26 protein-coding genes are annotated in these 24,152 nt (G+C 37.4%); all 26 read left to right on the plus strand.

All coding sequences use genetic code 11. The annotated features are described in order from the left end of the window. Window positions 1-7 precede the first annotated feature (7 nt). The 26 genes from ffh to ISU02_RS01295 all read left to right on the plus strand — a co-directional run bounded on the left by ffh (window position 8) and on the right by ISU02_RS01295 (window position 24,145). Window positions 8-1,351 (plus strand): signal recognition particle protein, encoded by a 1,344-nt coding sequence (ffh, locus tag ISU02_RS01170; RefSeq protein WP_194699948.1) that lies wholly within the window; start codon window positions 8-10, stop codon window positions 1,349-1,351. Between the two features lie 116 nt (window positions 1,352-1,467). After that, window positions 1,468-1,722 carry a 30S ribosomal protein S16 gene (gene rpsP / locus ISU02_RS01175; RefSeq protein ID WP_194699949.1) on the plus strand — a complete coding sequence of 85 codons (255 nt, stop codon included), beginning with the start codon at window positions 1,468-1,470 and terminating at the stop codon, window positions 1,720-1,722. Between the two features lie 58 nt (window positions 1,723-1,780). Next, window positions 1,781-2,011 (plus strand): KH domain-containing protein, encoded by a 231-nt coding sequence (locus ISU02_RS01180; protein ID WP_069875563.1) that lies wholly within the window; start codon window positions 1,781-1,783, stop codon window positions 2,009-2,011. 95 nt (window positions 2,012-2,106) lie between these two features. Next, on the plus strand, window positions 2,107-2,610 hold the full coding sequence (rimM, locus tag ISU02_RS01185) for a ribosome maturation factor RimM (protein WP_194699950.1): 504 nt from the start codon (window positions 2,107-2,109) through the stop codon (window positions 2,608-2,610). Continuing rightward, on the plus strand, window positions 2,607-3,347 hold the full coding sequence (trmD, locus tag ISU02_RS01190; RefSeq protein WP_194699951.1) for a tRNA (guanosine(37)-N1)-methyltransferase TrmD: 741 nt from the start codon (window positions 2,607-2,609) through the stop codon (window positions 3,345-3,347). Before rimM ends, trmD begins: the two co-directional genes overlap by 4 nt. Window positions 3,348-3,434: 87 nt before the next feature. Further along, entirely contained in the window at window positions 3,435-3,794 is a 360-nt protein-coding gene (rplS, locus tag ISU02_RS01195) for a 50S ribosomal protein L19 (RefSeq protein WP_194699952.1), read from the plus strand. Window positions 3,795-4,040: 246 nt separating this feature from the next. Then, complete coding sequence (gene ylqF / locus ISU02_RS01200) at window positions 4,041-4,904, plus strand: ribosome biogenesis GTPase YlqF (protein ID WP_194699953.1); 864 nt, start codon at window positions 4,041-4,043, stop codon at window positions 4,902-4,904. Between the two features lie 3 nt (window positions 4,905-4,907). Next, window positions 4,908-5,708 carry a ribonuclease HII gene (locus ISU02_RS01205; protein WP_228727695.1) on the plus strand — a complete coding sequence of 267 codons (801 nt, stop codon included), beginning with the start codon at window positions 4,908-4,910 and terminating at the stop codon, window positions 5,706-5,708. 8 nt (window positions 5,709-5,716) lie between these two features. Beyond that, window positions 5,717-7,309, plus strand: coding sequence for a hypothetical protein (locus ISU02_RS01210; RefSeq protein ID WP_194699954.1), 1,593 nt, complete (start codon window positions 5,717-5,719; stop codon window positions 7,307-7,309). A 35-nt stretch (window positions 7,310-7,344) separates the two neighbouring features. After that, window positions 7,345-7,605 carry an EscU/YscU/HrcU family type III secretion system export apparatus switch protein gene (locus ISU02_RS01215; RefSeq protein ID WP_194699955.1) on the plus strand — a complete coding sequence of 87 codons (261 nt, stop codon included), beginning with the start codon at window positions 7,345-7,347 and terminating at the stop codon, window positions 7,603-7,605. A 14-nt stretch (window positions 7,606-7,619) separates the two neighbouring features. Continuing rightward, window positions 7,620-7,970: a YraN family protein gene (locus ISU02_RS01220; RefSeq protein WP_194699956.1), complete on the plus strand. Its 351-nt coding sequence runs from the start codon at window positions 7,620-7,622 to the stop codon at window positions 7,968-7,970. A gap of 159 nt (window positions 7,971-8,129) precedes the next feature. Beyond that, window positions 8,130-9,626, plus strand: coding sequence for a YifB family Mg chelatase-like AAA ATPase (locus ISU02_RS01225; protein ID WP_194699957.1), 1,497 nt, complete (start codon window positions 8,130-8,132; stop codon window positions 9,624-9,626). A 9-nt stretch (window positions 9,627-9,635) separates the two neighbouring features. After that, on the plus strand, window positions 9,636-10,733 hold the full coding sequence (gene dprA, locus ISU02_RS01230; RefSeq protein WP_194699958.1) for a DNA-processing protein DprA: 1,098 nt from the start codon (window positions 9,636-9,638) through the stop codon (window positions 10,731-10,733). A gap of 88 nt (window positions 10,734-10,821) precedes the next feature. Beyond that, window positions 10,822-12,900 (plus strand): type I DNA topoisomerase, encoded by a 2,079-nt coding sequence (topA, locus tag ISU02_RS01235; RefSeq protein ID WP_194699959.1) that lies wholly within the window; start codon window positions 10,822-10,824, stop codon window positions 12,898-12,900. After that, complete coding sequence (gene codY / locus ISU02_RS01240; protein ID WP_194699960.1) at window positions 12,893-13,672, plus strand: GTP-sensing pleiotropic transcriptional regulator CodY; 780 nt, start codon at window positions 12,893-12,895, stop codon at window positions 13,670-13,672. The genes topA and codY overlap by 8 nt, the downstream gene beginning before the upstream one ends. 506 nt (window positions 13,673-14,178) lie before the next feature. Further along, complete coding sequence (flgB, locus tag ISU02_RS01245; RefSeq protein ID WP_194699961.1) at window positions 14,179-14,577, plus strand: flagellar basal body rod protein FlgB; 399 nt, start codon at window positions 14,179-14,181, stop codon at window positions 14,575-14,577. A gap of 47 nt (window positions 14,578-14,624) precedes the next feature. Further along, window positions 14,625-15,065, plus strand: a complete 441-nt coding sequence (gene flgC, locus ISU02_RS01250) for a flagellar basal body rod protein FlgC (protein WP_194699962.1) — start codon at window positions 14,625-14,627, stop codon at window positions 15,063-15,065. A 13-nt stretch (window positions 15,066-15,078) separates the two neighbouring features. Beyond that, complete coding sequence (gene fliE, locus ISU02_RS01255) at window positions 15,079-15,381, plus strand: flagellar hook-basal body complex protein FliE (protein WP_194699963.1); 303 nt, start codon at window positions 15,079-15,081, stop codon at window positions 15,379-15,381. Between the two features lie 159 nt (window positions 15,382-15,540). After that, window positions 15,541-17,097, plus strand: a complete 1,557-nt coding sequence (fliF, locus tag ISU02_RS01260) for a flagellar basal-body MS-ring/collar protein FliF (protein WP_194699964.1) — start codon at window positions 15,541-15,543, stop codon at window positions 17,095-17,097. Window positions 17,098-17,105: 8 nt separating this feature from the next. Beyond that, window positions 17,106-18,119, plus strand: coding sequence for a flagellar motor switch protein FliG (gene fliG, locus ISU02_RS01265; RefSeq protein WP_194699965.1), 1,014 nt, complete (start codon window positions 17,106-17,108; stop codon window positions 18,117-18,119). Then, entirely contained in the window at window positions 18,112-18,903 is a 792-nt protein-coding gene (locus ISU02_RS01270) for a FliH/SctL family protein (RefSeq protein WP_194699966.1), read from the plus strand. Before fliG ends, ISU02_RS01270 begins: the two co-directional genes overlap by 8 nt. An 8-nt stretch (window positions 18,904-18,911) precedes the next feature. Continuing rightward, on the plus strand, window positions 18,912-20,219 hold the full coding sequence (gene fliI, locus ISU02_RS01275) for a flagellar protein export ATPase FliI (protein ID WP_194699967.1): 1,308 nt from the start codon (window positions 18,912-18,914) through the stop codon (window positions 20,217-20,219). 18 nt (window positions 20,220-20,237) lie between these two features. After that, a complete protein-coding gene (fliJ, locus tag ISU02_RS01280; RefSeq protein WP_194699968.1) occupies window positions 20,238-20,687 on the plus strand; it encodes a flagellar export protein FliJ in 450 nt (149 codons plus the stop codon). Then, window positions 20,687-21,961, plus strand: coding sequence for a magnesium and cobalt transport protein CorA (locus tag ISU02_RS01285; RefSeq protein ID WP_194699969.1), 1,275 nt, complete (start codon window positions 20,687-20,689; stop codon window positions 21,959-21,961). The genes fliJ and ISU02_RS01285 overlap by 1 nt, the downstream gene beginning before the upstream one ends. 9 nt (window positions 21,962-21,970) lie before the next feature. Continuing rightward, window positions 21,971-23,641: a flagellar hook-length control protein FliK gene (locus tag ISU02_RS01290; RefSeq protein ID WP_194699970.1), complete on the plus strand. Its 1,671-nt coding sequence runs from the start codon at window positions 21,971-21,973 to the stop codon at window positions 23,639-23,641. A gap of 12 nt (window positions 23,642-23,653) precedes the next feature. After that, a complete protein-coding gene (locus tag ISU02_RS01295) occupies window positions 23,654-24,145 on the plus strand; it encodes a flagellar hook assembly protein FlgD (RefSeq protein WP_194699971.1) in 492 nt (163 codons plus the stop codon). Window positions 24,146-24,152: the final 7 nt, after the last annotated feature.

The following is a 24,152-nucleotide window of genomic DNA, read 5'->3' on the forward strand; positions in this document are numbered from 1 at the left end:
GGTAACATTGGTATTTGAAAGTTTAGCAGATAGATTGCAAAATGCCTTTAGTAACTTACGCGGTAAAGGCAAGCTGAATGAAAAAGATGTAAAAGAAGCGATGAGAGAAGTTAAGCTTGCTCTCCTTGAAGCCGATGTAAACTATAAGGTTGTAAAGGATTTTGTTAAGACAGTCACTGATAGAGCAATTGGTGAAGATGTTTTAAAGAGTTTAACACCAGGACAACAAGTTATTAAAATAGTAAACGAAGAGTTGACGAATTTGATGGGAAAAACTCAAAGTAAAATTGAGTACGCGTCACAATCGCCAACAATTCTTATGATGGCAGGACTTCAAGGTGCTGGTAAGACAACGACTTGTGGCAAGTTAGGACATTTACTCAAAAAAGCAGGCAAAAGACCTTTGCTTGTGGCCTGTGATATATATAGACCAGCGGCGATAAAACAGTTGCAAGTCGTTGGAGAAAAGTTGGATTTGCCCGTATTTACAATGGGGGATAAAGTTTCTCCTGTGGATATTGCAAAAGCAAGTATTGAGCACGCGAAGAAGTATAACAATGATCTTGTAATTTTAGATACTGCAGGTCGACTTCACATTGATGAGACCCTTATGGCAGAATTGATTGATATAAAGGCAGCTGTTGATCCAAAGGAAATATTATTAGTACTGGATGCAATGACAGGTCAAGATGCTGTGAATGTTGCAGAACACTTTAATACACAACTTGAAATTAACGGTGTTATTTTAACAAAACTGGATGGCGATACAAGAGGTGGTGCTGCGCTTTCTGTAAGATCAGTGACAGGAAAACCTATTAAGTTCGTTGGTATGGGAGAAAAGCTGACGGATTTGGAAGAGTTTTATCCAGACCGAATGGCAAGCAGAATCTTGGGCATGGGTGATGTCTTATCGCTGATTGAGAAAGCTCAAGAAAATTTTGATGAAGAAAAAGCCAAAAAGCTTGAAGGCAAGATGAAGAATATGACTTTTGATCTTGAAGACTTTTTAGATCAATTGGAACAGCTTCAAAATATGGGACCATTAAGCGATATTTTAGGCATGCTTCCAGGCATGAACAACAAAGCGATGAAGGGCCTTGAAGTCAATGATAAAGACTTAGTGAGAACAAAGGCCATTATTCAGTCCATGACACCTGGAGAAAGACAAAATCCAGATATCATCAATGCCAGCCGTAAAAAAAGGATTGCAAAAGGTTGCGGTATGGAAGTCTTTGAAGTCAACAAGCTCCTAAAACAATTTGAACAGTCCAAAAAGATGATGAAGCAATTTGGACAAATGGAGAAGAAAATGAAAAAAGGGGGCGGGGGATTCAAATTCCCGTTCATGTAAAAGCAGTTTGAAACAAACTTTGAGACATCTCAGAGTGATTATCGAAGATGATTTATTGAGCTAAATAAGCATTGTGAATGCTTCATTTATAAGAAATTAACGAGGAGGTGAAATACATGGCAGTAAAAATTAGATTGACAAGAATGGGCTCTAAAAAGAAACCTTTCTATAGAGTTGTTGTAGCTGATTCAAGAGCACCGAGAGATGGTAAGTTCATCGAACAAATCGGATATTTTAATCCGTTAGTTGCAGAGGGTGACCAAGTTAAACTTGACGTTGAAAAAGCAAACAAATGGTTAGGCACTGGCGCTCAACCTACTGATACAGTAAAAGCACTTTTCAAAAAACACGGAGTTTATGACGCTAAGTAATTTGAATTTCGAAGAGTTCTTATTCTGAGAAGGTTAGAAGACAGTTAGAGGTGATTAAATGGGCGAATTAGTAAAAGTTATTGCGACTTCACTAGTTGATAATCCAGAAAGCGTAGAAGTTAGAGAAATTGAAGGATCACAGTCTATTATAATCGAATTAAAAGTTGCGGCAGATGACATGGGTAAAGTGATTGGCAAGCAAGGCAGAATTGCAAAAGCCATCAGAACTGTGGTTAAAGCGGCAGCTACAAAAGAGAATAAACGCGTGGTTGTTGAGATTATTCAATAATTAATACGTAAAGCTATTTCAACGTGATCTCACTTAGAAATAGCTTTAATTTTTTAAATGGCAAAATGAGGAATATATTAAATGCGGAGGAACGTATGAAGGCGACATTCAATATGGGGAAAATTGTGAACTCACATGGGATAAAAGGTGAAGTGAAAATTTATCCTTATACAGATGACTTATATAAATTTGAAGAATTTAAATACTTATTAATTGAAGGTGAAGGTGAACAGAAATTTGAAGTAGCATCTTCAAGAGTTCATAAAAATATGGTCCTTTTAAAGTTTAAAGCATTTAATGATATCAATGAAATTATGCGGTTTAAAGAAAAGAATGTGTATATCTATAGAGAAGATGCCGATGATGATGGCGATGGACACTATATTGTAGATCTTATTGGATGTTCGATTGTAGATGATAATCATGAAAATATTGGGATATTGGAAGATGTGCTTCAAAATACGGCTCAGGATGTTTATGTGATCAAGCAATCAAATGGAAATATTTTCTATCTACCAGTGGTGGATGAATTTGTAAAGCAAATTGATATTAATAAACGGGAGATCGTCGTTCATCTTATAGAAGGGTTGATAGAATGAAATTTCGAATATTGACATTATTTCCTGAAATGTTTGATGCAGTCACCGGAGCAAGTATTCTGGGAAGAGCGCTTTCAAATCAACAGATAAAGATTGAATGCGACAATATAAGGGCCTTTTCTAAGGATAAGCATCATAAGGTAGATGATGCGCCTTTTGGCGGTGGAGCTGGTATGGTGATGAAAGTGGAACCGCTTAGAGATGCACTCAATTCAAAACCTCAATTGCCAAACAGCAGAGTGATCTATTTGACGCCAAAGGGAGAAACCTTGAAACATGAGAAAGTTGTTTCATTGGCTAAATATGATGAATTGATACTGGTCTGCGGTCATTATGAAGGCGTGGATCAACGTTTTATTGATCGATACGTCGATGAAGAAATCTCTATAGGCGATTACGTGCTTACAGGTGGTGAACTCGCAGCTATGGTGGTGATTGATAGTGTGAGTCGTATGGTGAGTGGTGTGTTAAATAATGAAGGATCTGCTGAGGAAGAAAGCTTTTCAAATGGTCTTTTAGAATATCCGCATTATACGAGACCTCAAGTGGTGGATGGTGATGAAGTGCCAAGTGTGTTGCTCTCAGGTAATCATGCTGAAATCGAAAAATGGCGGTATAGAGAATCCGTAAAATTGACTGCAGAAAGAAGACCAGAACTTTTGTCTGAAGATCAAAAGCAAGCATTAAAAGACAATTTTATAAAAAAGAAAAAAAGAGTTGAAAAGAAGAGATTATAGTGATATAATACATCTTGTTATGTATATCGGACGGTCCTCTGTAAGAGTATGCTTTTAAGAACGTCTAGAGAGAAAGGGAGAAATAAAATGAATCAAAATATTCTTAAAACACTCGGAGACGAGCAGTTAAAACAAGACATCACACCCTTTAATGTAGGAGATACTGTAAAAGTTCATTTACGTGTAGTTGAAGGTAAGAGAGAAAGAATTCAGATTTTTGAAGGTATTGTCATGAAGAGACAAGGTGGCGGAATTGCTGAAACTTTCACTGTAAGAAAAATTTCTTATGGCTGTGGCGTTGAAAAAACTTTACCTTTACATTCACCTAAGATCGAACAAATCGAAGTTGTAAGAGAAGGTAGAGTAAGAAGAGCTAGACTGAACTACTTAAGAGACAGAGTTGGTAAAGCAGCTAAAGTCAAAGAGAAAAGAGTGCATAAAGCGTAATAAATGAGAAGAAACTCACTGGTTGGGTTTCTTTTTTTTTAAAACAACAAGAATTATTTTGAGTCATCGGGAGATGTCGCAAATGTTGTTGTGTGCAAGACTTGAGCCAAAAGCTGTGATGAGGGCTCAAACAGCGTCAGCATAGAGACAAGAAGATGAGTAAATGTAAATGAAATTGTGATATAATTAAAATGATGTATTTTTTAAAGGCTTTGGATAGAAAATGGATTATGAGAGGAATATTAAATGAGTATAAATTGGTACCCAGGACACATGAAAAAGACAAAAGATTTGATTCAGAACAATCTTAAATTAATAGACGTAGCCATTGAATTAATGGATGCTAGAATTCCAATTAGCAGCAGAAATCCACAATTCGATACGCTTTTAAAAGGTAAAAAACGCGTGATTGCACTCAATAAGTCGGATTTGGCGGATCCACAGAAGACAAGACTATGGGTTGAGTACTTTGCGAAGCAAGGCATTAAAGCAATACCCATTGATTCTCTTGGTGGACAAGGTGTCTCCCAGCTTGTCAATGAGATCAAAATAGAGTGCAAAGATCAAACGGATAAAGCGCTAAATCAAGGCAGACTTGCGAGGCCCATCCGCGTTATGATTATTGGAATCCCCAATGTGGGCAAATCATCGCTTATTAATAAATTGGCAGGCAAAAGTGCTGCGGTGACAGGCAATAAACCAGGTGTTACGAGAGGTAAACAGTGGATACGCATTAATAAAGAAATTGAACTGTTTGATACACCAGGTATTCTATGGCCCAAAATAGAAGAAGATTCACAAGGGATAAAACTTGCTTGTTCCGGTGCGATTAAGGATCAAATTTTGAATATAGAGGACATTGCATTTCATCTCATTCAAATGTTGATGCTTCAATATCCGGATTTATTGAGGACGCGTTATAAGTTTGAGCATGAAAGCGAAGCCGTTGAAATTATGGAGTGGATTGGACGCAAAAGAGGTTGTCTGCTTAAAAAAAATGAAGTCGATTATGAAAAAGTGGCTAGAATTGTATTGGATGAATTTAGAAAAGGGATCATTGGTAAAATATCTCTTGAATTACCTGAGGATACAGTTGAATGTGAGGCGTAATCAATGATTGAAAATCTAGAAAAAACATTGGAATCTATGAAATCCGTAAAAGAAATTAAAGCATTCGTCAGTGAAAGATCTATTGATGAATATGACCAAATTATCGCGTGTTTGAGTTCAGATGCGCGCAAAGCTATTCAAACGCTCTGTTTGCAACTTGCCCGTCAGAAGAGTGCTCATGAGCAAGAGTGCGAAAGAATGCAAAGGATGTATCACTATGAGAATGAATTGAAATCTAAGGGCATCAAACTGATTGCAGGGATGGACGAAGTTGGAAGAGGACCTCTTATTGGGCCAGTAGTTGCGGCAGCAGTTATTTTAGATGATAAAACGGATTACTTTGGTATTAACGATTCCAAAAAACTTACAGCAGAAAAAAGAAATTATTTTTATGACAAAATTATTCAGAATGCAGTTGGGTATGGCATTGGTATGGCATCTCATGACGAAATTGATGAAATAAATATATTAAATGCGACAAAACTTGCGATGATTAGAGCTGTGAAAGCTTTAAATAATTCTGTATCACCAGATTTTTTGCTCATTGATGCATTAAAAATTGACGATATTCCTATTAGGCAATTGAATATTGTGAAGGGTGATGAAAAGAGTGCCTCAATAGCGGCAGCATCCATTGTTGCTAAAGTTACAAGAGACGACTTGATGCAGACGATCCATGAAGCCTATCCGAATTATGGTTTTAATACCAATATGGGCTATGGAACAGATTTGCATTACGAGGGTCTAAGAAAATATGGCATGACACCTTTTCATAGAAAGAGCTTTTTAAAGAACTTTAAGTGAGGTCGGTTATGAGAATAACTCAAAATCAAATCGTTAATGTACCTACTTCTATAGAATCAACGAAATCTGAACAGGGTAAAGCACTCATTGGGAAAACAATTGAAGGCGTTGTCACCGCAATAAATGGCAATAAGATAACGCTTTCTCAAAATGGGCAGACATTAAATCTCATTAACGATTCATCTGTTGCTTTTCAAACCAATCAAAAAGTACAACTGCTGGTTACGGGCTCAAATGAGGGCACATTAACTGCAGTTCCTGTTAATTCAACTGTCCAAGAGGATCGATCAGGCCAAATTTTAGATAAAATTGGTGTTCTAGTAGATGGCGCGAATCGCGAAATTGCTGAAGCCATGATCAAGTATGATGTCCCATTGACAAAAGAGAACTTTAATACGATGAAGCAAAATCTAATGGCTGCAAAAGCATTTGTAAATGATCTTAAAATGGCGCCTGATAAAGCGGCATTAATTGATGTTGGCAAAACGCTGAAAGAAAATGTGGTCAATTTCATTAAATCTGAAGCGCTTTCATCCGAAAGTACTCAAACCGCTAGAGGATCTGTAAACCCGGAGATATCAATTTCAAATGGAGAAAATGCAAATAGTGCTTTGGAACAAATGACGGACAAAGGGGATGCTTTACCGTTTGCAAAGCCTGAAACAGCAGATGGAATCAAGGCATCTGTATCTGGTGCAAATGCAGATAAAAATACAACTGCGAATGCGAATCAAGTGATACAAGAGGGGCTTGCGCAGACGTTATCTACGAATGAGAATCAAACGACTCAAACAGTAGATACTTCTAAGATTCAAGATGCAGTGGTAAAGGCGCTTATGAAAGATCTAGTGAATGCTCTGGGTGACGAGCCCGTTGAAGCGTTTCATGAAGTCGCCAATAAACTGGTGGACTTATTCAACTTGGAAGATGACGCGGCATTTACGAAACATAATTTAGAACTTAATCTCACGAATTTGCTTGTTATGAATCAACTTAAATTCACAGAAAAGAGCGTTGGCAATAGTTTTTTTGAACTTTCAAAAGTCATTGCCAATTCAAAATTAACTGAAGAGGATCTCTTAACTTTACAAGCACTTTTGCAAGAAGATATTGACGAGGCGGAGAAATTAAATAAAGTGGCACATTTTCTTAAAGGCATTTCAAAAGACATAGATGCTAAAGAAAAGATTGATAAAGAAGTTTTGTTTATTAAAGATGCAAGCCAAATGACGAAACAGCTTAATGAACCCTTGTTTTATATGCAAGTGCCCTTTAAGTTGGAAGATTATGAGCGACCTGTGGACATCTATTATAAGAGGAAAAAAGCAGGTGATGATAAAGATGAATTCACAATCTTGATTGCTTTAAAAACTAAAAATTATCAAGAAGTAAAATGCGTTGTTGAAAAGAAAAAAGAACAGTTTATCTTGAATTTTAAACTCGCAAGCGATGCCATAAAAACAGTTTTTGAAAGCAGAGCAGAAACGCTGAAAAACCAATTATCCGAAAAATCCATCATCTTAAAATTTTCATCTCAACAGGTTGAGGACGTCGCTTTCTTTGACACGGTGAAACAAGGTTCAATTGATATAAAAGTATGATAACATGACCGCATAAAAACTGAAAGGTGTAAAAGATGACTCAAAAAATGGCTACGGCTTTAAAGTTTGATCCGGAAAAGGATGCTGCACCTCAAATGATCGCAAAAGGCTTGGGGTTAATTGCAGAAAACATTATCTTAAAAGCACAGGAAAGTGATGTGCCAATTTATGAAGATGAAAAGCTAACGCGGCAACTCTATCAATTGGAAATAGGAGATCAGATTCCATATGAGATGTATGAAGTTGTAGCGGAGGTATTGGTGTTTATAAGCAATGTCGATCGTTCTAAAAAATAAGAGGGGCACTTTTTATGAATAAGAGAGTTGTAGGGTATAAAGGTGAAGCTATGGCAGTTAACTGGCTTCTGGAAAATCAGTTTGAAATCGTAGATCGAAATTGTTATACGCCCTATGGTGAAATTGATATTATTGCAAAGCGGGAGAGTGTCTTCTTTTTTGTTGAAGTCAAGTATAGAAGAAATTTAAATTATGGCACTGCACGTGAGGCTTTGACGCGCTCCAAAATAAATCATATTAAGAAATCCGTGTGTCATTATATAGCGTCTCAAAAAAACTATATACGATATAAAATTAGTTTTATTGGTATTCATGACATGGAGGGGCAAGTTGAAATAGAGTGGATTGATAATATATTTGAATAGTGAGTGTAAGAGTGAGTGTAGATTTTTTAAAAACATGAATTGTAAAGACATGTTTATTTTTTTTGCATTTAAAAGGAAAAAGATGTAAAATAAGATAAATAACAACATTTTCGAAAATACTAAAAGGTGTATATGTCTATAAAGAAAAGGAGCAAAAGGATGGTCAGTAAAATAATGACGAGTGTGCTGTTTGGCATTGAAGGCATTCCAATTGAAATTGAGACTTTTATAAGTAGAGGTATGCCACAGTACAACATAGTGGGATTGCCCAATCAGGTGGTCAGAGAATCCAAAGAGCGGGTGCGATCCGCAATTAAAAATAGTGGGTTCAGATTTCCAGATGACCGGATCACTCAAAATATGTCTCCAGCAAATATAAAAAAAGAAGGCGCGCATTTGGATTTGGCCATTGCAATGGGCATTTTAGCTGCTCTTGAAACATTGGAGGTAGATCAATTTGCGTTTTTGGGCGAATTGTCTCTTGAAGGGTATATTAAGCCCATAAAGGGGACCTTAAGTTTGATTGACGGGTTAAAGCAAAGCGGGTATCTTAAAATTGTGTGTCCAATGGCAAATTACGAAGAAGCAAGGCATATAGAAGGTGTAATGCTTTATCCCTATGCACATTTGAAAGCGCTCTATCAGGATATTCAGTTAGGCATCCTCAAACAAATCGATATACCCGAAAAAAGGTTTGTTGAGCAGGTGTGTTATAGTATTGATTTTGAAGATGTCATTGGGCAGAGAAGGGCACTCAGAGCCGTTCAAATTGCAGCTGCTGGATTTTTTAATGTGCTGATGATTGGTCCGCCAGGCTGTGGCAAGACACTTATCGCTGAACGTGTGATGACCATTTTGCCTCAGCTCAATTTGAGTCAACAGATCGAGTTGACTAAAATCTACAGCCTGTCAGACGAATCCAAGACTTTTGATTTAAAAAAATTGAGGCCTGTGAGAAGTCCTCATCATTCCATAACGCGTCCAGCGTTAGTTGGAGGTGGCAATAGATTGGAACCTGGAGAGGTTTCAAAAGCCCATCATGGTGTACTCATTTTAGATGAACTGCCTGAATTCAGAAAAGAAGTGATTGAAGCTTTGAGAGAGCCCATGACGAATGGTAAAATTCAAATATCGCGCAATCAAAAGTTTGCAGAGTTTCCAGCTACCTTTATGCTCATAGCGACAATGAATCCCTGCCCATGTGGTTTTCATCTGTCCGGCAATCAACGGTGCCAATGTAATATCTACGATATAAAACGATATCTGGCCAAGTTGTCAGGTCCTATATTAGATCGATTTGATATGCATTTGTATTTGGATCACGTTTCTATGGATTCTGGAGAGAGAAAATCCTCTGAGTCTCTAAAAATTGAAATTGATAAAGCTTTGAAATTTCAAACTCGTAGAAACCAATTTAAGCCGAATGCCCTATTGACTAAAAAGGAAATGGAAGCATATTGTGTTTTATCAAAGGATGCTCAAAAGAAACTGATTCAATATTACAAACTGGGCAAAATATCCATGAGACAATACGATAAATTGTTGAAGATGGGCAGAACCATAGCGGACCTAGATCAATCGGAAATTATTGAACTGGATCACTTACATGAAGCACTTATGTATCAAGATGCTGATAGACTAAAAAAATCACTTTAAGGAGTATAAATGGACCAGTATTTATTCAATTATATGTGTTTGAATCACTATATTGCATTCAAAAAAGAGGCCAGAGCAGGCATAAAATGCTATTTTAAAGAAATTCAGAACATCAATTGGCAATTTGTAAGTAGAAATCGAGCGTATTTTAAGGTAAATGACGCACTAAGGCTTCCTGTTGCAAATGACTACATTATAATGAAGGAAAAGGTAAATCAATTTTATAGGAAAATGAATCAGATGGGTGTCCATTATTTAACGCCAAATGATTTGTATTATCCAAACCGATTTAAGATGTTTGAGCCATTATCCGAGCTCTTGTTTTATAGAGGAAATCGAGCACTTCTAAATGATCCTATGACGGTGGCAGTGGTTGGAACAAGGGCGCCAACCGCTTATGGAAAGAAAGTTGCTTATGAACTGGGGCGCTTTTTAGGAGAGAAAGGTGTTCATGTGGTAAGCGGCATGGCGCTTGGAATAGATGGCATTGTTCATGAAGGTGTTCTCGATGTTGGCGGGAAAACAACAGCAGTGTTGGCATCCGGTGTTAATAAACCTTATCCTGCAAGTCATAGAAGCATATATGAGCGCATTATTGACAATGGAGGCCTGATTATTTCAGAAAATAAGTTGGATGAGTTGCCCATGAAATATCACTTTCCCATGAGAAATAGAATGATCAGTGGTTTGGCAGATGTTGTGGTCATTGTGGAGGCATCTGAAAAAAGTGGTTCGTTGATTACGGCGAGATATGCTCTTGATCAAGGTCGATTGGTATTTGCGGTGCCTGGTAATATTTATCATAAAAATGCAGTAGGTACAAACCGTTTGATTTACGATGGCGCCATACCATTATTATCATTTGAAGATATTATGACCAGTATGAATTGGGAATTTAAAAAAAAATTTACAAATACAGAAAAGTGCGAATTATCTGAAAATGGCAAACGCATTTATGATTTGCTTCTCAACAGGAAAACTTTGAAAATTGAAGAGTTACAGTGCTTTTTGAAGGTTGATGATGGTGTTGTTAATAGTGTAATTATGGAATTGATTTTAGCTGATTGTTGCGAATATGTAAGCATTGATGAGATACGAATTAAGTAGAAAAGACTTGACAAGATAGGTAAATATATATAAATTTATTAAGTACAGTTTTGAACCATACTATAAATACAATTTGGAGTGTTGATATATGTCTTATAATTTAGTAATTGTTGAATCCCCAGCTAAAGCAAAAACCATTGAAAAATTTTTGGGAAAGAACTTCAAGGTCGTTGCTTCTATTGGTCATGTGCGTGATTTGCCCAAGAGTAAGATGGGAGTCGACATTGAAGATAATTTTGATCCGAAGTACATCAATATTAGAGGAAAGGGAGATCTTATTAAATCTCTCAAAACAGCAGCGAAAAAAGCGGATAAAGTTTATCTTGCAACTGACCCCGATAGAGAAGGTGAAGCAATTGCTTGGCATCTTGCATATATCTTGGGCATTTCTGAAGATGAGGCATGTAGAGTCACTTTTCATGAAATAACAAAAGAAGCTGTAAAAAATGCAGTAAAAAATCCGAGAACGATTGATATTAAACTTGTGGATGCTCAACAGGCAAGGCGTGTTCTCGATCGTCTTGTGGGATACTCCATCAGTCCCATTCTCTGGAGAAAAGTCAAAAAGGGTTTAAGTGCTGGTCGTGTACAATCTGTTGCGACGAGGTTGATTTGTGATAGAGAACGTGAAATTCTGGCGTTTATCCCAAAAGAGTTTTGGAAAATTGAACTCAATACCTCAAAAACGAGTAAAGATGTCATTGTATTTGATTTTTACGGTGATGCATCTGGAAAAATAGAACTGGAAAACGAAAGTCAAGTGGATCAAATCATTGAATCCATGCAGGAACAACCTTGTATGATTCAATCCGTTGAAACTAAAAAGAAGTTTAGACATCCTGCAGCACCTTTTATTACAAGCTCTCTTCAGCAGGAAGCTTCAAATAGATTTGGTTTTACAACAAAGAAAACCATGATGCTTGCGCAGCAGCTCTATGAAGGGATTAGCATTAAAGGCAAAGGTGCTATTGGTTTGATCACGTATATGCGTACAGACAGTGTGCGGATTTCTGATGTCGCAAAAGAAAGCTGTAGAGCGTATATTTCAGAGTCATTTGGAGAAGCTTACCTCGGCAGTGAAGGCAAAAAAACGAAGGTTGCAAAATCAGCTCAAGATGCCCATGAAGCTATTAGACCCACGTATGTTGAATTATCGCCGGAAGAAATTGAACTTTCACTTTCTAAAGATCAATACAAATTGTATGATTTGATCTGGTCTAGATTTGTTGCTTCTCAAATGGCAAGTGCAGAATTTGAGGGACTTTCCGTTGAAGCCAAAGTGGGCTCTTACATCTTTAAGACAACTGGAAGCAAGCTCTTGTTTGAAGGCTTTTTAAAAGTTTATACTTTCAGCAAGCAAAATGATAAATTATTGCCAGAATTAAATGCAAATGAAGAGCTTCAGGTGAAATCATTTGATAAAACACAGCATTTTACACAACCGCCAGCAAGATTTAGCGAGGCTTCTCTTGTTAAGGAAATGGAAGAAAAGGGTATAGGTAGACCAAGTACTTATGCGCCTACAATATCAACGATACTGAGTAGAGGGTATGTTGAAAAGGAAAAGAAAAATTTAAAACCGACAGAATTGGGTTTTATTATTGACGAAATTATGAGTGAATACTTCTTTCCTATTGTGGATGTGACCTTTACAGCGAATATGGAGCGCCGTTTTGATGATGTTGAAGAGGGTTTAGAAGGCTGGAAACAAGTTATCACAGATTTCTATGGTGATTTTGATACACTCTTGAAAAAAGCAGATGAGGCCATTGAAAAAGTTGATTTGACAGAGGAAACCGATATCCCGTGTGATAAATGTGGTCAGATGATGCTCATAAGACATGGCCGATATGGGAAATTCTTAGCATGCTCGAATTATCCAGAGTGCAACAACACAAAACCAATATTGAAACGCTTAGGCATAAAGTGTCCTGAATGCGAAACAGGCGATATAATAGAAAGAAAAACGAAGAAGTTGAAAACATTCTATGGTTGTTCAGAGTTTCCAGAGTGTCACTTTGTCTCTTGGGATCAACCTGTTGACAAGAAATGTCCGAAGTGTGGCGATATTCTTGTTCATAAGAAAACAAAAAAATTAGATTTAATAAAATGTCATAACGCAAATTGTGATTATAAGGAAGAGAACGAAGGAGGAGAAAATGCTTAGCAGTAATATTTTAAATAAAATGAGGCGATTAAATGGCATTTTACAAACATCAGGGGCATCGCATTTGTCATTTCAAGATCTTTGCATTACAATGATGAATATATTGGATTCGAATGTTTATGTAGTGAGTAAAAAGGGCAAAATATTGGGTGCGAGTCTTTTTGATGATGAAGATAGCGCTGTGATTGATACAGAAGTTGGAGAAAAATTTTTTAGTCCAGACGATCAAGAGGCACTGATGAAAATTGATGAATCGATGTTCAATGTTACTGAAGAAAAGCTTATGAGCATTTTCAAAGATGATGTAGACAGCTTTTCTAAATTTGTAACCATAGTTCCGATTATTGGAAATGCACAAAGATTGGGTACGTTCATCATAGCGAGAAGAGAAGAGAGCTACTTGGAAGATGATTTGATCTTGGCAGAATATGCAGCAACTATAATAGGTCTTGAAATTATACGTGCCAAGAGTGGTGAACATGAAGAAAGCGCTCGTAAGAAAGCCGTTGTTCAAATGGCTATAAGTACATTGTCATACTCGGAGTTTGAAGCAATTGTCAATATCTTTGATGAACTGAATTCAGAAGAGGGCTTATTGGTTGCAAGTAAAATTGCAGATAAGGCTGGTATTACTAGATCAGTAATTGTCAATGCGCTTAGAAAATTCGAAAGTGCTGGTGTCATTGAAACGAGATCATTGGGGATGAAAGGCACATATATCAAAGTGTTGAACGATAGTCTTTTGGAAGAACTTGAAAAACTCAGAAATTAGTTTGATTGTTTATAAATGAATTCAATGAGCGTTGCATTCATAGCTTATAAAAATGGTTATGAATTCAATGCTTTTTTTGATTCTTTAAAAGATCTAACTCATAATATAAATTTCTAATATATTTCTAATATATTTCTAATATAAATTTTAAAAGCATAATTATTATATAAGAAATAAGCCCTAAAAATTAACAATCTAGGTACCAATCTCTTAAAAACGCTTTATTTTCTACAATATATGGGTTAAAATAAAACCTAGAGAGGTATATGTAGTAGTGAGTATCCAATGGATATGACCGCGTATATTATTTTATAGATTAAATTATTTTGTAAGTTTAACCGATAACTATAGTCAGAGTATTAAAAGTCTGTTTTACACAGAGTATTTATAATAGATTTACCCTATACTGCATCACATATTTCGTGTAAACGATATTGTAAAATGGGTAGTTGCTCAATTTTGACACTTTAATTTGTTGTTTTATAAAACTGTAAAGGGGTGTAGGCATGTTTAAGAGTTCATTTAATTATATCAATTTAATAAACAAGGCACTTGACGGCTCGTGGATGAAGAATAGTGCAATTGCAAGTAATATTGCGAATGTCAATACACCAGGGTACAAAAAGGAAACGGTTAGTTTTGAAGATGCTCTGAGAACGGAAATGAATTTAAATACAGGTGTGAAAATGACAAAGACAGATGATCGTCATCTGGATCCTTACAATTCAGGGACAATTCGCACTGAAAAGGTTTATGATACGCGTTACAGAGTGGATGGTAACAATGTAGATGTCGATGTGGAAAATGCTGAACTTGCGAAGAACACAATCTACTACAATGCATTGGTTACGGAGATCAATGGGCAATACAATCGCCTTAAAACGGCTCTTAGAATCAATAAATAAGATGATGATATATACGTGAAATAAAAGAATTGTGAAAGGGGTGCTATATGAGTTTTTTTAATTCAATAAACGTAAGTGCCAGCGGCTTGACTGCTGAGCGTTTAAGGATGGACCTGATATCTGAAAATATAGCGAATGCTAACACAACCAGAACCTCTAGTGGTATGCCTTACAGGAGAAAAGTAGCCATATTTAGAGAACAAGAACCCGATGCATTTGCAGCAGCTATGGGAAGGGCAAATGATTATTTTGCCACAGGTAAAGGTGTTGAAATTGCCAAGATTGCGGAAGATCAATCGCCTTTCAAAAAAGAATACAATCCCAATCATCCTGATGCAGATTTGGATGGGTACGTGAGTTTGCCCAATGTTGAGATTGTCAATGAAATGATTAATATGATATCTGCATCAAGGGCTTATGAGGCCAACATAACTTCCATAGGCAATACGAAGAGTATGGCTATGAAAGCTTTGGAAATTGGTAAATAGAGGAGGGGTTTAGATGGCTATATTACCGCTCGGCAATGAAATTATACCTAAAAATCAAAAAATAATAGATGTGAATAATGCAGTAAATGACAGAAGGATCAACTTTCAAGATTTGTTAGTAGAAAACTTGCAAAAGGTTAGTGATGCTCAATTGGATTCTGAAAAAATGGACAAACTTTTTGCCATAGGAGAAGTTGATAATATACATGATGTATCCATAGCCAGCATGAAAGCGGATTTGACAATAAGTTTGGCGGTTGAATTGACGAATAAAGTGCTTGCTGCCTATAGCGAAATTATGAGATTGCAAGTATAGTTAGAGTGTCAAAAGTCAGATTGATATAAATTATTTACCTTTGCGCTGGATTGCGTACTTCCCGTAAACGACATCATAGGGGAGGACTTTGCTTAGCTTTTGAATTTGATACTCTATCCAAGTAAAAAAAGATAGATCAACACTTTATGGGGTGCATTAATGGGAGATTTATTTAACAAAATCCGAGAACGCGTTACAACGTTCTATTCGGGCTTAAATCGAAATAGGAGAATTCTGTTAATATCAGCCCTTGTGGCGGCTGTTTTGCTTATTACAATTCTGATATTGACATTCACGAGAACTGAATATGTTGAAATTGCACGTGGTGTTTCACCAGTAGATGCAAAGGCAATAACGACTAAGTTGGATGAACTGGGGATTCCTTGGAAAGATGAAAATGATGCCTCAGTTATTCTTGTGTCTAAGAGCAATGTCTCCAAAGCCAGGATGGAACTTGCTGTTCAATCGCAAGCGAGCAACTTTAGCTGGTCGGATGTGTTCAGTAGCGAGTCCATTACGATGACTTCTCAGACGAGGGAACAAATGCATATTCAGGCCACAGCAGCTGCTGTGGAGGGTTCTATTGAGACGATCACAGCTGTGGAAGATGCAACTGTAATTCTTCAAATACCCAAAGACAGCAACTATTTTATGGCAGATAAAATACTGTCTAAAGCTTCTGCGGTCTTGGTTCTAAAAAAAGGCTATACGCTTGATGAAGCTCAAGTTAATGGTATTGTTAACTTGATGGTGAGTTCTGTCAAGGATTTGACGCCGGAAAATGTGACGGTGCTGGATAGTACAGGGGTTCAACTTAACAATCCGAAAGGGGATGAATCCTTTTCGGCGAGCAGCCAATTTGATCTTAGAATAAAAGCTCAATATCAACTTCAAAAGGACTTAACGGTATTTTTAGAAAAACTTTATGGCATAGGCAACGTTGAAGTTCAACCTCATGTTGTTTTGGATTTTAATCAACAGACGGAGACTCAAAAAGTCTTTAGCCCGCCAATAGAGGGTGAAGTCAACGGTATGCTCAGAAGTGCGACTAAGATTACAGAAGATGTTGTGAATGGTGCAGGCGCTGTTGGTGCTCCTGGGACAGACACTAATGGTGGGACAATTACTTCGGCAGTGGAATCCACAGCAAACGGGTCAACTTATAAAAAAGCAAGCGATACGCTAAATTATGAACTCAATGAGATCTATAGGGAAATTGTGAAAGCACAAGGCACAGTTAGTGACATGTCCATTGGTGTCGTCATCAACTCGAAATCGCTTGTGGATGGGACCATGACGGATGACCATTATAACGAACTCATAGATCTAATCGCCATGTCTGCGGGCACTGGAAAAGAAAATATTCGAATTGTCGTTCAGGAATTTTCTGATCCTATGGCGAATTACGATATCTACACAGGTACAGATACGTCCGGCCTCGTATTTGGCGTTCCGCTTTGGGCACTTGTTTTAATTGCTTTAGTGACTTTGGCAGCAATCGTTGCGACTATTATCATCATTAGAAGAAATCGTGCGAGAAAAGCTGCAGCTGAAGAAGCTGAAAGAGCAAAAGAAAATGAAGTTAAAGCGCAGCTCGAAGAAATTGGTGCTGATGCTGAAGATAAAGGTAGCCCTAAATATCATATTGAGAAATTTGTGGATACGAATCCAGAGGCGGCAACAGCTCTGTTAAGAGCGTGGTTAAATGAAGACTAGGAGGCAGCATGGCAACAAAAAAAGGAAAAATGGCAGGAAAAACTAAAGCTGCAATACTCCTAATTGCACTTGGTCCTGAACGTTCGGCAACTTTATTTGGTCATATGCACGATGATGAAATCGAAGAATTGACACTTGAAATTGCTAATGTCAGTAAAATAACTCCTGAAGATAGAGAACAGGTCCTTGAAGAGTTTTATCAAGTGTGCTTGGCACAAGAGTTCATTTCAGAAGGTGGCATTAACTATGCTAAGGAAGTTCTGGAGAAAGCTATGGGCTCGCAAAAGGCGCTTGAGATTATCAACAAGCTGACTTCATCGCTACAGGTTAAACCGTTTGACTTTGTAAGGAAAACAGATGCAAATCAATTGCTTAACTTTATACAAAATGAACATCCTCAAACTCTGGCACTTATTTTATCATATTTAAATGCAAACCAAGCGGCTCAGGTGCTCTCTGCATTGCCTCAGGAAAAGCAGGCGGATGTTGCTCAAAGAATTGCAACAATGGAGAGTACATCTCCTGAAATCATAAAAGAAGTTGAACTCGTTCTTGAAAGAAAACTTTCGTCTATGGTTACTCAAGATTATTCGGCTACCGGTGGTATCCAGTGTATTGTCGATATTCTTACATCGGTGGATAGAGGGACAGAAAAATATATCCTTGAGACACTTGAAATTCAAAATGCTGAGCTCGTTGAAGAGATTCGCAAGAAAATGTTTGTATTCGAAGATATTATCAATTTGGACAGTGTTGGTATTCAAAGGTTTATTCGTGAAGTTGACAACAGTGAACTCGCTGTTGCGCTTAAAGGTGCAACGGATGAAGTCAAAGAAATCATCTTTGCAAATATGTCAAAACGTATGTCTGAAATGCTCAGAGAGGATATGGACTTCATGGGGCCAGTTCGCTTAAGAGATGTTGAAGAAGCACAACAAAAAATTGTCAATATCATCAGAAAACTTGAAGAGGCGAATGAAATTATTATCGCTAGAGGCGGAGGAGATGAGCTCATTGTCTAAAGTTTTTAAGTCCACAAGGGTGATCTTAGATGATAAGGCCTTTGTACTATCCACTAAAATTAAAAAACCGGTTGACGTTGAAGAAGCGGAAACAGAAATAAATTTGGCTGCCCCTGTTGAGATGGATCATACAGAGGCAGCCAATCAAATAATTGAGGCAGCGCGAAAAGAAGCGGAAGCCATATTAAATGAAGCGGATCTTGAAGCGGCAGAAAAATTGAAAAATGCCCAGCAGAGCAGTGAAAATATTGTTTCTGATGCTTATGATCAGGCAAAGGGCATTATGGAGCAAGCTCAGAAAAAAGGTTATGAAGAAGGTTATGAGTCAGCAATGCGAGAAAGCAGTGCCACTTCCAAAGCAATTGTCGATGAAGCGCTTGCACTTAAAAACGAATGGATAAAAGCCAAGGAAAGCTTGATGAAAGAAGCAGAAACCGAGATGGTTGAAATCATGTTAGAAGCGCTCCGCAAAATATTAAGCCAAAAAGTGGATGAAGATGTTCGCTTGATTGAAGCGCTTATTGGTGAAGCCATCAAGCGTGTGAATAAGACGGAAAACTTGACACTCAGAGTTTCGAGTGAGGACTATAGTCATGTGTTGAGCATAAAACCTATGATTGTGGCGATGACTGAAAAAGTAGATGATATTGAAATCAAACAAGACTCTTCATTAAAAAATGGCAGTTGTGTTATTGATACGGATTTTGGAAGTATTGACAGCAGTGTTTGGACTCAGTTTGAGCAGATACAAAAGATATTTGAAGACCTTTTAAAGAGTGAGTAGGGAAAATCATGATAGATTTAGTAAAGTATAAAAATGCTTTGATGGATAATACACTGCTTAAATACAGCGGAAAAGTGGCAAAGATTATTGGATTGATGATTGAATCCATTGGGCCAGCCGTTGAAATTGGAGAAGTATGTGAAATCTATCCCATTAAACCGGGTGTTCCGCTAAAGGGAGAGGTCGTTGGGTTCAAAGATGATCGAGTATTGCTAATGCCACTTGGAGATATGACTGGCATTGGTCCGGGCAGCAAAGTGATCTCAACAGGACATGAGTTGCAAATAGATGTATCTGATGAATTGTTGGGTAGAATATTAGATGGACTTGGGAATCCAATTGACGGCCGATATAAACCCAAGGCAACCTATAAATATCCAGCAAATAATGATCCGCCAAATCCGCTTGAACGCGATAAGATTGAAGCGCCAATGCCACTTGGCATCAGAGCGATAGATGCATTGCTCACATGTGGTCGCGGGCAAAGGATTGGCATATTTGCAGGATCTGGTGTTGGAAAAAGCACCTTGCTCGGCATGATTGCCAAATACACGAAAGCAGATATCAATGTAATTGCCCTTGTTGGAGAGCGTGGTAGAGAAGTTAGAGAGTTCATCGAAAATGATCTAGGAGAGGAAGGTTTGAAGCGATCTGTCGTCGTTGTGGCCACTTCTGATAAGCCAGCACTTGTAAGGGTAAAGGCAGCACTTATCGCCACTTCCATTGCAGAGTACTTTAGAGATCAAAATAAAAATGTTGTTCTAATGATGGATTCTGTGACGCGTTTCTCTATGGCTCAAAGGGAGATAGGACTCGCCATAGGTGAACCGCCAGTTACAAGGGGGTATACGCCTTCTGTTTTTGCTGTATTGCCCAAATTGCTTGAAAGAGCTGGCAATTCGTCACAGGGTTCTATAACAGGATTGTACACGGTTTTAGTCGATGGAGATGATTTCAATGAACCTATATCGGATGCTGCAAGAGGTATTTTAGATGGTCACATTATTTTGACAAGAGATTTGGCGTCACGTGGACATTATCCCGCAATTGACATTTTGCAAAGTGCCAGCAGGGTTATGCCCAATATAATAGATGAAGCGCATTTGATGGCCGCCATGAGATTTAAAGAGATTTTGGCAGTTTACAAGGGTTCTGAGGATCTCATTAGCATTGGTGCTTATGCACAGGGCAGTAATCCGCACATTGATTTGGCCATCAGTAAGATAGACGATTTCAATGATTTTTTAAAGCAAAAGACCAATGAAAAGACAGAGTTTGATGAAGTTATTCAGCACATGAAGCATCTTGTTCAATAGAGGGATTAGGGATAGTGCATGAAAAAATTTAAATTTAGATATGAAAGTGTCTTGAAAATGCGGCTTGACAAAGAGGACCAGCTCAAAAATGATTTGGCAAAGCTCGTACAGAAGAGACAAAATATATTGGATCAAATTGACCATCTTAAGGAAAAGTTAGAGGACTATTCCAGTTGGGTTCAAGAGGGCCTTCTAAGTGGTCGTCGAATGCACTATTATGAAATTGATCAGGGAAAGCAGTATTATAGGAAACACATTCATGATTTAACAGTGACGCTACAGCAAGTTGAAGCTAAAATTGAAGAGGCAAAAGTGGTTTTGACTGAGGCGATGAAAGAGCGAAAAGTCATGGAAAAGCTTAAAGAAAAAGATTATCAGAAATATATTGATGACTTTAATCAGGCGGATGCCAAAGTCATTGAAGAAATCGTTAATTATAAAAATAACAAGAAGGATGGTGGTGAATAGTGGCGGAAAATCAACCCGTTCAAAAGGCAGATGACACCAATGAAAAGAAACCTAAAAAAAGCGGCAATAAGCTGGGGTGTCTGATTGTTTTACTCATATTGTTCGTCACCCCTGTCCTAGCAGTGGGAACACTCTACTACTTTAGTAAAGATTTTAAATTGAGCGTAAATGGCGTTTTATCGCAAGTGCCTGGACCAGTAGGCAGCTATTTCGAAAACTTTCCAACGCAGTCTGAAGAAATGGATAAGATCAGAATTATCTCGGATTATATGCTGTCCATCACTGAAGATCGCGCTGTTGATAAATTATTGGTGCTTAAAGGTGAAGATTCAAGGGCTTATGATGAAGTCATAAAAGATATGATTCGAATTAATCCCAACAGAACAAAGTACATTCTGGAGACCATAAGAAGTCAATCCTTGAGTAAAGATGCTGTGGTGACAACGGTTCAAAAAATTGAAGATGAAAAAATAGCAGATATAAAGACACAGGCGGATTATATTGCTTCCTTGCCAGTGTCCTCAGCGATCACTGAGATACAAAAAATCACATCAGCGTCAATCAACGGTCATAAGGATGCAGCTCAAATCTTTGAAAACATGTCAGATGAAGCTGCGGAAAAAATTCTTTATCAATTAGAAGAAATTGAGAGAAATAAGATTTTTTCTTTTTTAAGTGAGGATAAGAATTTTAGTATCAAACAAAAGCATAATGAGATCGTACGTAAGGAAAGAGAACTTACCCAAATTGCTGGAGTCTATAAATCAGAAAATCCTGCTACGTTGATCAATACAGTGGGGGATACCAAAGCTTACACTGTGGATGAACTCGCAATCATCTATAAGCATTTAGGCCCCATGAAGGCTGGAGAAGTGCTTGCAAAGTCTCGAAATGACACTTTTGTGTTTCAAGTTATAGAAAAAATGAAAGAAAATGAGTTGCTTAAAGAAAATGTTGATAATATTACGCCAGATGTCTTAAAATCATTAAAGATTTATAGAGAGTTTGACGATAATGTAAGTGAGTTGGTCAAAGTCTATTCAAAGATGGGAACAGATAAGGTTGCAGACATCATAAAGAATATGATGCTTAATGCTTCTCCGTCAAAAGTATATGAATTAGACAATGGTGATATGATATCCATTAGCGATGAGCGATTGATGCTTGAAATCTTAAAGAGTTTTCCAGAAGCCAAAAAAGCAGAAATCCTATCTATGTTGGATAAGACGTTATCATCGGAATTGACTCGAAAGCTAGCATTACCAGAAAATTAGGAGGTGACTATGTACACGAGAGAATTGCAAAATAACATGTCAATTCTCAATCTGTTTAAACAAACTGGCCAAGATAATAAAGAAATCAAGACGACAAATTTTAGTGACATCATAGGGAAAAAATATCAAAATAGTGCTTTATTGAATCAAAATAGTGTGAGTTTTTACAACAAGCAGGCAGATCATATGTCTAAAAGCACTTTTAAAACAATGAATTCAAATCAATATCAAAAAAATACCGAATCATTAAATGGGAATAAACCGTATGATGATGACGTCAAAAATGTAAAGCTAGATGTAAAACCCAATGTAGCAACGGTGGCAAACCCTGATGTAAAATCGAATACAAAATCGGATGCAAAATCGGATACAAAAGCAGATTCAACGCATTCTAAGACGGATGTCAAGGCAACAGAAAGTAAAGATTCTAAAACCAATGATCTTGATGTGGATGAAGCACAAGCTGCTAAGGACTCATTGGCAGAAAAATTAAAAGTTACTGCTGAAGAATTAGATCAACTTATGGCGCTTTTGGATTTGGATTTAACCGAGCTTCAACAACTCGTGAATTCTGAAATGGTTCGTGTAGAGCTTTTACAAGATGTTTGCACCACCTTAAGCCAAATTGAGATTTCATCATCACTAGATGGAGCAAGTCATCCAGATAAGACACTGGTTGATAAGTTAGCGAGTCAACTAAAATCTTTAATGACATCGTTGCAAAATCAGCAAACTGGAATAAATGAGGGCCCAGACAACAGTGTCAACAAGTTCATTGAGAAGCTAGAAACATTACTCAATCCAACAGATCAATCTGACGAGAAAATGGCCGATGAACAAGCAACACAAGGAGTTGTTTTGTCTGAAGAAGAGACCCAGATGTTAAGTGATAAAATTAGAAATCTTATGGATAAATCCGTGGATAAGTTTTCCGATTCAGAAGTAAAAGCTTCAACCGCTAAAGCGGATGCACAATCTGTTAGCCAGCCTGAAACAGGAGTTAAAACGGAATCTGTTGAGAAGATCATTTCTTCAAAACCAATGGACATGAGTGCTGATGATAATTCAAAGGGAAATGCATCAGAACATAAAGCGGAACAATTGGAAACTGTAGTTTCTGTTTCAAATGAGGGTGACTTGGTGGTCACTAAAGGTAATTCAGAAACGGGTTCTGCATTTGATCAAATTATATTAAAACAGTCGAGTTCAATTACGCATGGCACACAAACCAGTGCTTCTGCTACGTTAAGGTCCAGTATATTCAGTCAGATTATGGATGCTGTTCAAACCAATATTAAATTGGACGAAAATGGATCTCATATGCTGATGAAACTGAATCCAGAACAGTTGGGGAGTGTGGAGCTTAAATTATCAATCCATAAAGGCGTTGTGCTTGCCGAAATCAATGTTGAGAATGAAATGGTTAAAGCGACAGTTGAATCCAATCTGGATGATTTGAAGCAATCGCTTTCTCAAAAAGGGTACCAACTGAATCAAATTAACGTATCTATTGACTCTGGCAAGAAAGAGCAAGAACAACAATTTGCATTTAATAAGGGCGCCAAACCCAAAAGAGGTCTTGCCGTAGAAGAAGTAGGCGATTTAGAGGCCTTGCATTTAGAAAATGCAAATTACCGAGATGATCCGTATGATACGTCAACAATTAATTACTATGCATAGGAGGTGAAGCAAATGCCATTTCCAATTAGTGGTGTGCTTACAGCTGACCAATATAAAAAATTAAATATAATTAGTGGTGATGAGGAAAATTCAAAGAGACTCGCGAGCCAAAAACTTGATAAGGACTCTTTTCTGAAGCTTATGATGGCTCAGCTTCAACATCAAGATCCACTTGAGCCAATGGATAACAGTCAAACGATTACCCAAATGGCGCAGTTTTCTTCTGTAGAACAATTGTCTAATATAAGTACTTCGATGGAAAACAATACAGCCATCAGTACAGCTATGGCAGAACAATTAGTCAAACTTAATGACTTGATAAAAAATATGAATACAGACAGTACTGGTGCTTCTGAAGATATAAAAACAGCTCAAAATAAAATAATCGAACAAAATGAACAGATTGTCAATGAACTCATAAAATTAAACAAAGCACTTTCGGGTTATTTTGGTGAATCAGATAACTCAACAAGTGAAGCCATACTCGCCAGTTTGGGAAAATGATTGAGAA

The organism is Fusibacter ferrireducens (assembly GCF_015352425.1).
Lineage (GTDB): Bacteria > Bacillota > Clostridia > Peptostreptococcales > Acidaminobacteraceae > Fusibacter_A > Fusibacter_A ferrireducens.

What these genes read in the sequence shown, in the direction of transcription:
- fliI (WP_194699967.1), top strand. Translation starts at nt 18,912, where the DNA reads ATGATAGATTTAGTAAAGTATAAAAATGCTTTGATGGATAATACACTG.
- ISU02_RS01225 (WP_194699957.1), top strand. Translation starts at nt 8,130, where the DNA reads ATGGTCAGTAAAATAATGACGAGTGTGCTGTTTGGCATTGAAGGCATT.
- ylqF (WP_194699953.1), top strand. Translation starts at nt 4,041, where the DNA reads ATGAGTATAAATTGGTACCCAGGACACATGAAAAAGACAAAAGATTTG.
- fliF (WP_194699964.1), top strand. Translation starts at nt 15,541, where the DNA reads ATGGGAGATTTATTTAACAAAATCCGAGAACGCGTTACAACGTTCTAT.
- fliG (WP_194699965.1), top strand. Translation starts at nt 17,106, where the DNA reads ATGGCAACAAAAAAAGGAAAAATGGCAGGAAAAACTAAAGCTGCAATA.
- flgC (WP_194699962.1), top strand. Translation starts at nt 14,625, where the DNA reads ATGAGTTTTTTTAATTCAATAAACGTAAGTGCCAGCGGCTTGACTGCT.
- ISU02_RS01215 (WP_194699955.1), top strand. Translation starts at nt 7,345, where the DNA reads ATGACTCAAAAAATGGCTACGGCTTTAAAGTTTGATCCGGAAAAGGAT.
- topA (WP_194699959.1), top strand. Translation starts at nt 10,822, where the DNA reads ATGTCTTATAATTTAGTAATTGTTGAATCCCCAGCTAAAGCAAAAACC.
- rpsP (WP_194699949.1), top strand. Translation starts at nt 1,468, where the DNA reads ATGGCAGTAAAAATTAGATTGACAAGAATGGGCTCTAAAAAGAAACCT.
- trmD (WP_194699951.1), top strand. Translation starts at nt 2,607, where the DNA reads ATGAAATTTCGAATATTGACATTATTTCCTGAAATGTTTGATGCAGTC.
- ISU02_RS01220 (WP_194699956.1), top strand. Translation starts at nt 7,620, where the DNA reads ATGAATAAGAGAGTTGTAGGGTATAAAGGTGAAGCTATGGCAGTTAAC.
- fliJ (WP_194699968.1), top strand. Translation starts at nt 20,238, where the DNA reads ATGAAAAAATTTAAATTTAGATATGAAAGTGTCTTGAAAATGCGGCTT.
- flgB (WP_194699961.1), top strand. Translation starts at nt 14,179, where the DNA reads ATGTTTAAGAGTTCATTTAATTATATCAATTTAATAAACAAGGCACTT.
- fliE (WP_194699963.1), top strand. Translation starts at nt 15,079, where the DNA reads ATGGCTATATTACCGCTCGGCAATGAAATTATACCTAAAAATCAAAAA.
- ISU02_RS01205 (WP_228727695.1), top strand. Translation starts at nt 4,908, where the DNA reads ATGATTGAAAATCTAGAAAAAACATTGGAATCTATGAAATCCGTAAAA.
- codY (WP_194699960.1), top strand. Translation starts at nt 12,893, where the DNA reads ATGCTTAGCAGTAATATTTTAAATAAAATGAGGCGATTAAATGGCATT.
- ISU02_RS01210 (WP_194699954.1), top strand. Translation starts at nt 5,717, where the DNA reads ATGAGAATAACTCAAAATCAAATCGTTAATGTACCTACTTCTATAGAA.
- ISU02_RS01180 (WP_069875563.1), top strand. Translation starts at nt 1,781, where the DNA reads ATGGGCGAATTAGTAAAAGTTATTGCGACTTCACTAGTTGATAATCCA.
- rimM (WP_194699950.1), top strand. Translation starts at nt 2,107, where the DNA reads ATGAAGGCGACATTCAATATGGGGAAAATTGTGAACTCACATGGGATA.
- rplS (WP_194699952.1), top strand. Translation starts at nt 3,435, where the DNA reads ATGAATCAAAATATTCTTAAAACACTCGGAGACGAGCAGTTAAAACAA.
- ISU02_RS01295 (WP_194699971.1), top strand. Translation starts at nt 23,654, where the DNA reads ATGCCATTTCCAATTAGTGGTGTGCTTACAGCTGACCAATATAAAAAA.
- ISU02_RS01290 (WP_194699970.1), top strand. Translation starts at nt 21,971, where the DNA reads ATGTACACGAGAGAATTGCAAAATAACATGTCAATTCTCAATCTGTTT.
- dprA (WP_194699958.1), top strand. Translation starts at nt 9,636, where the DNA reads ATGGACCAGTATTTATTCAATTATATGTGTTTGAATCACTATATTGCA.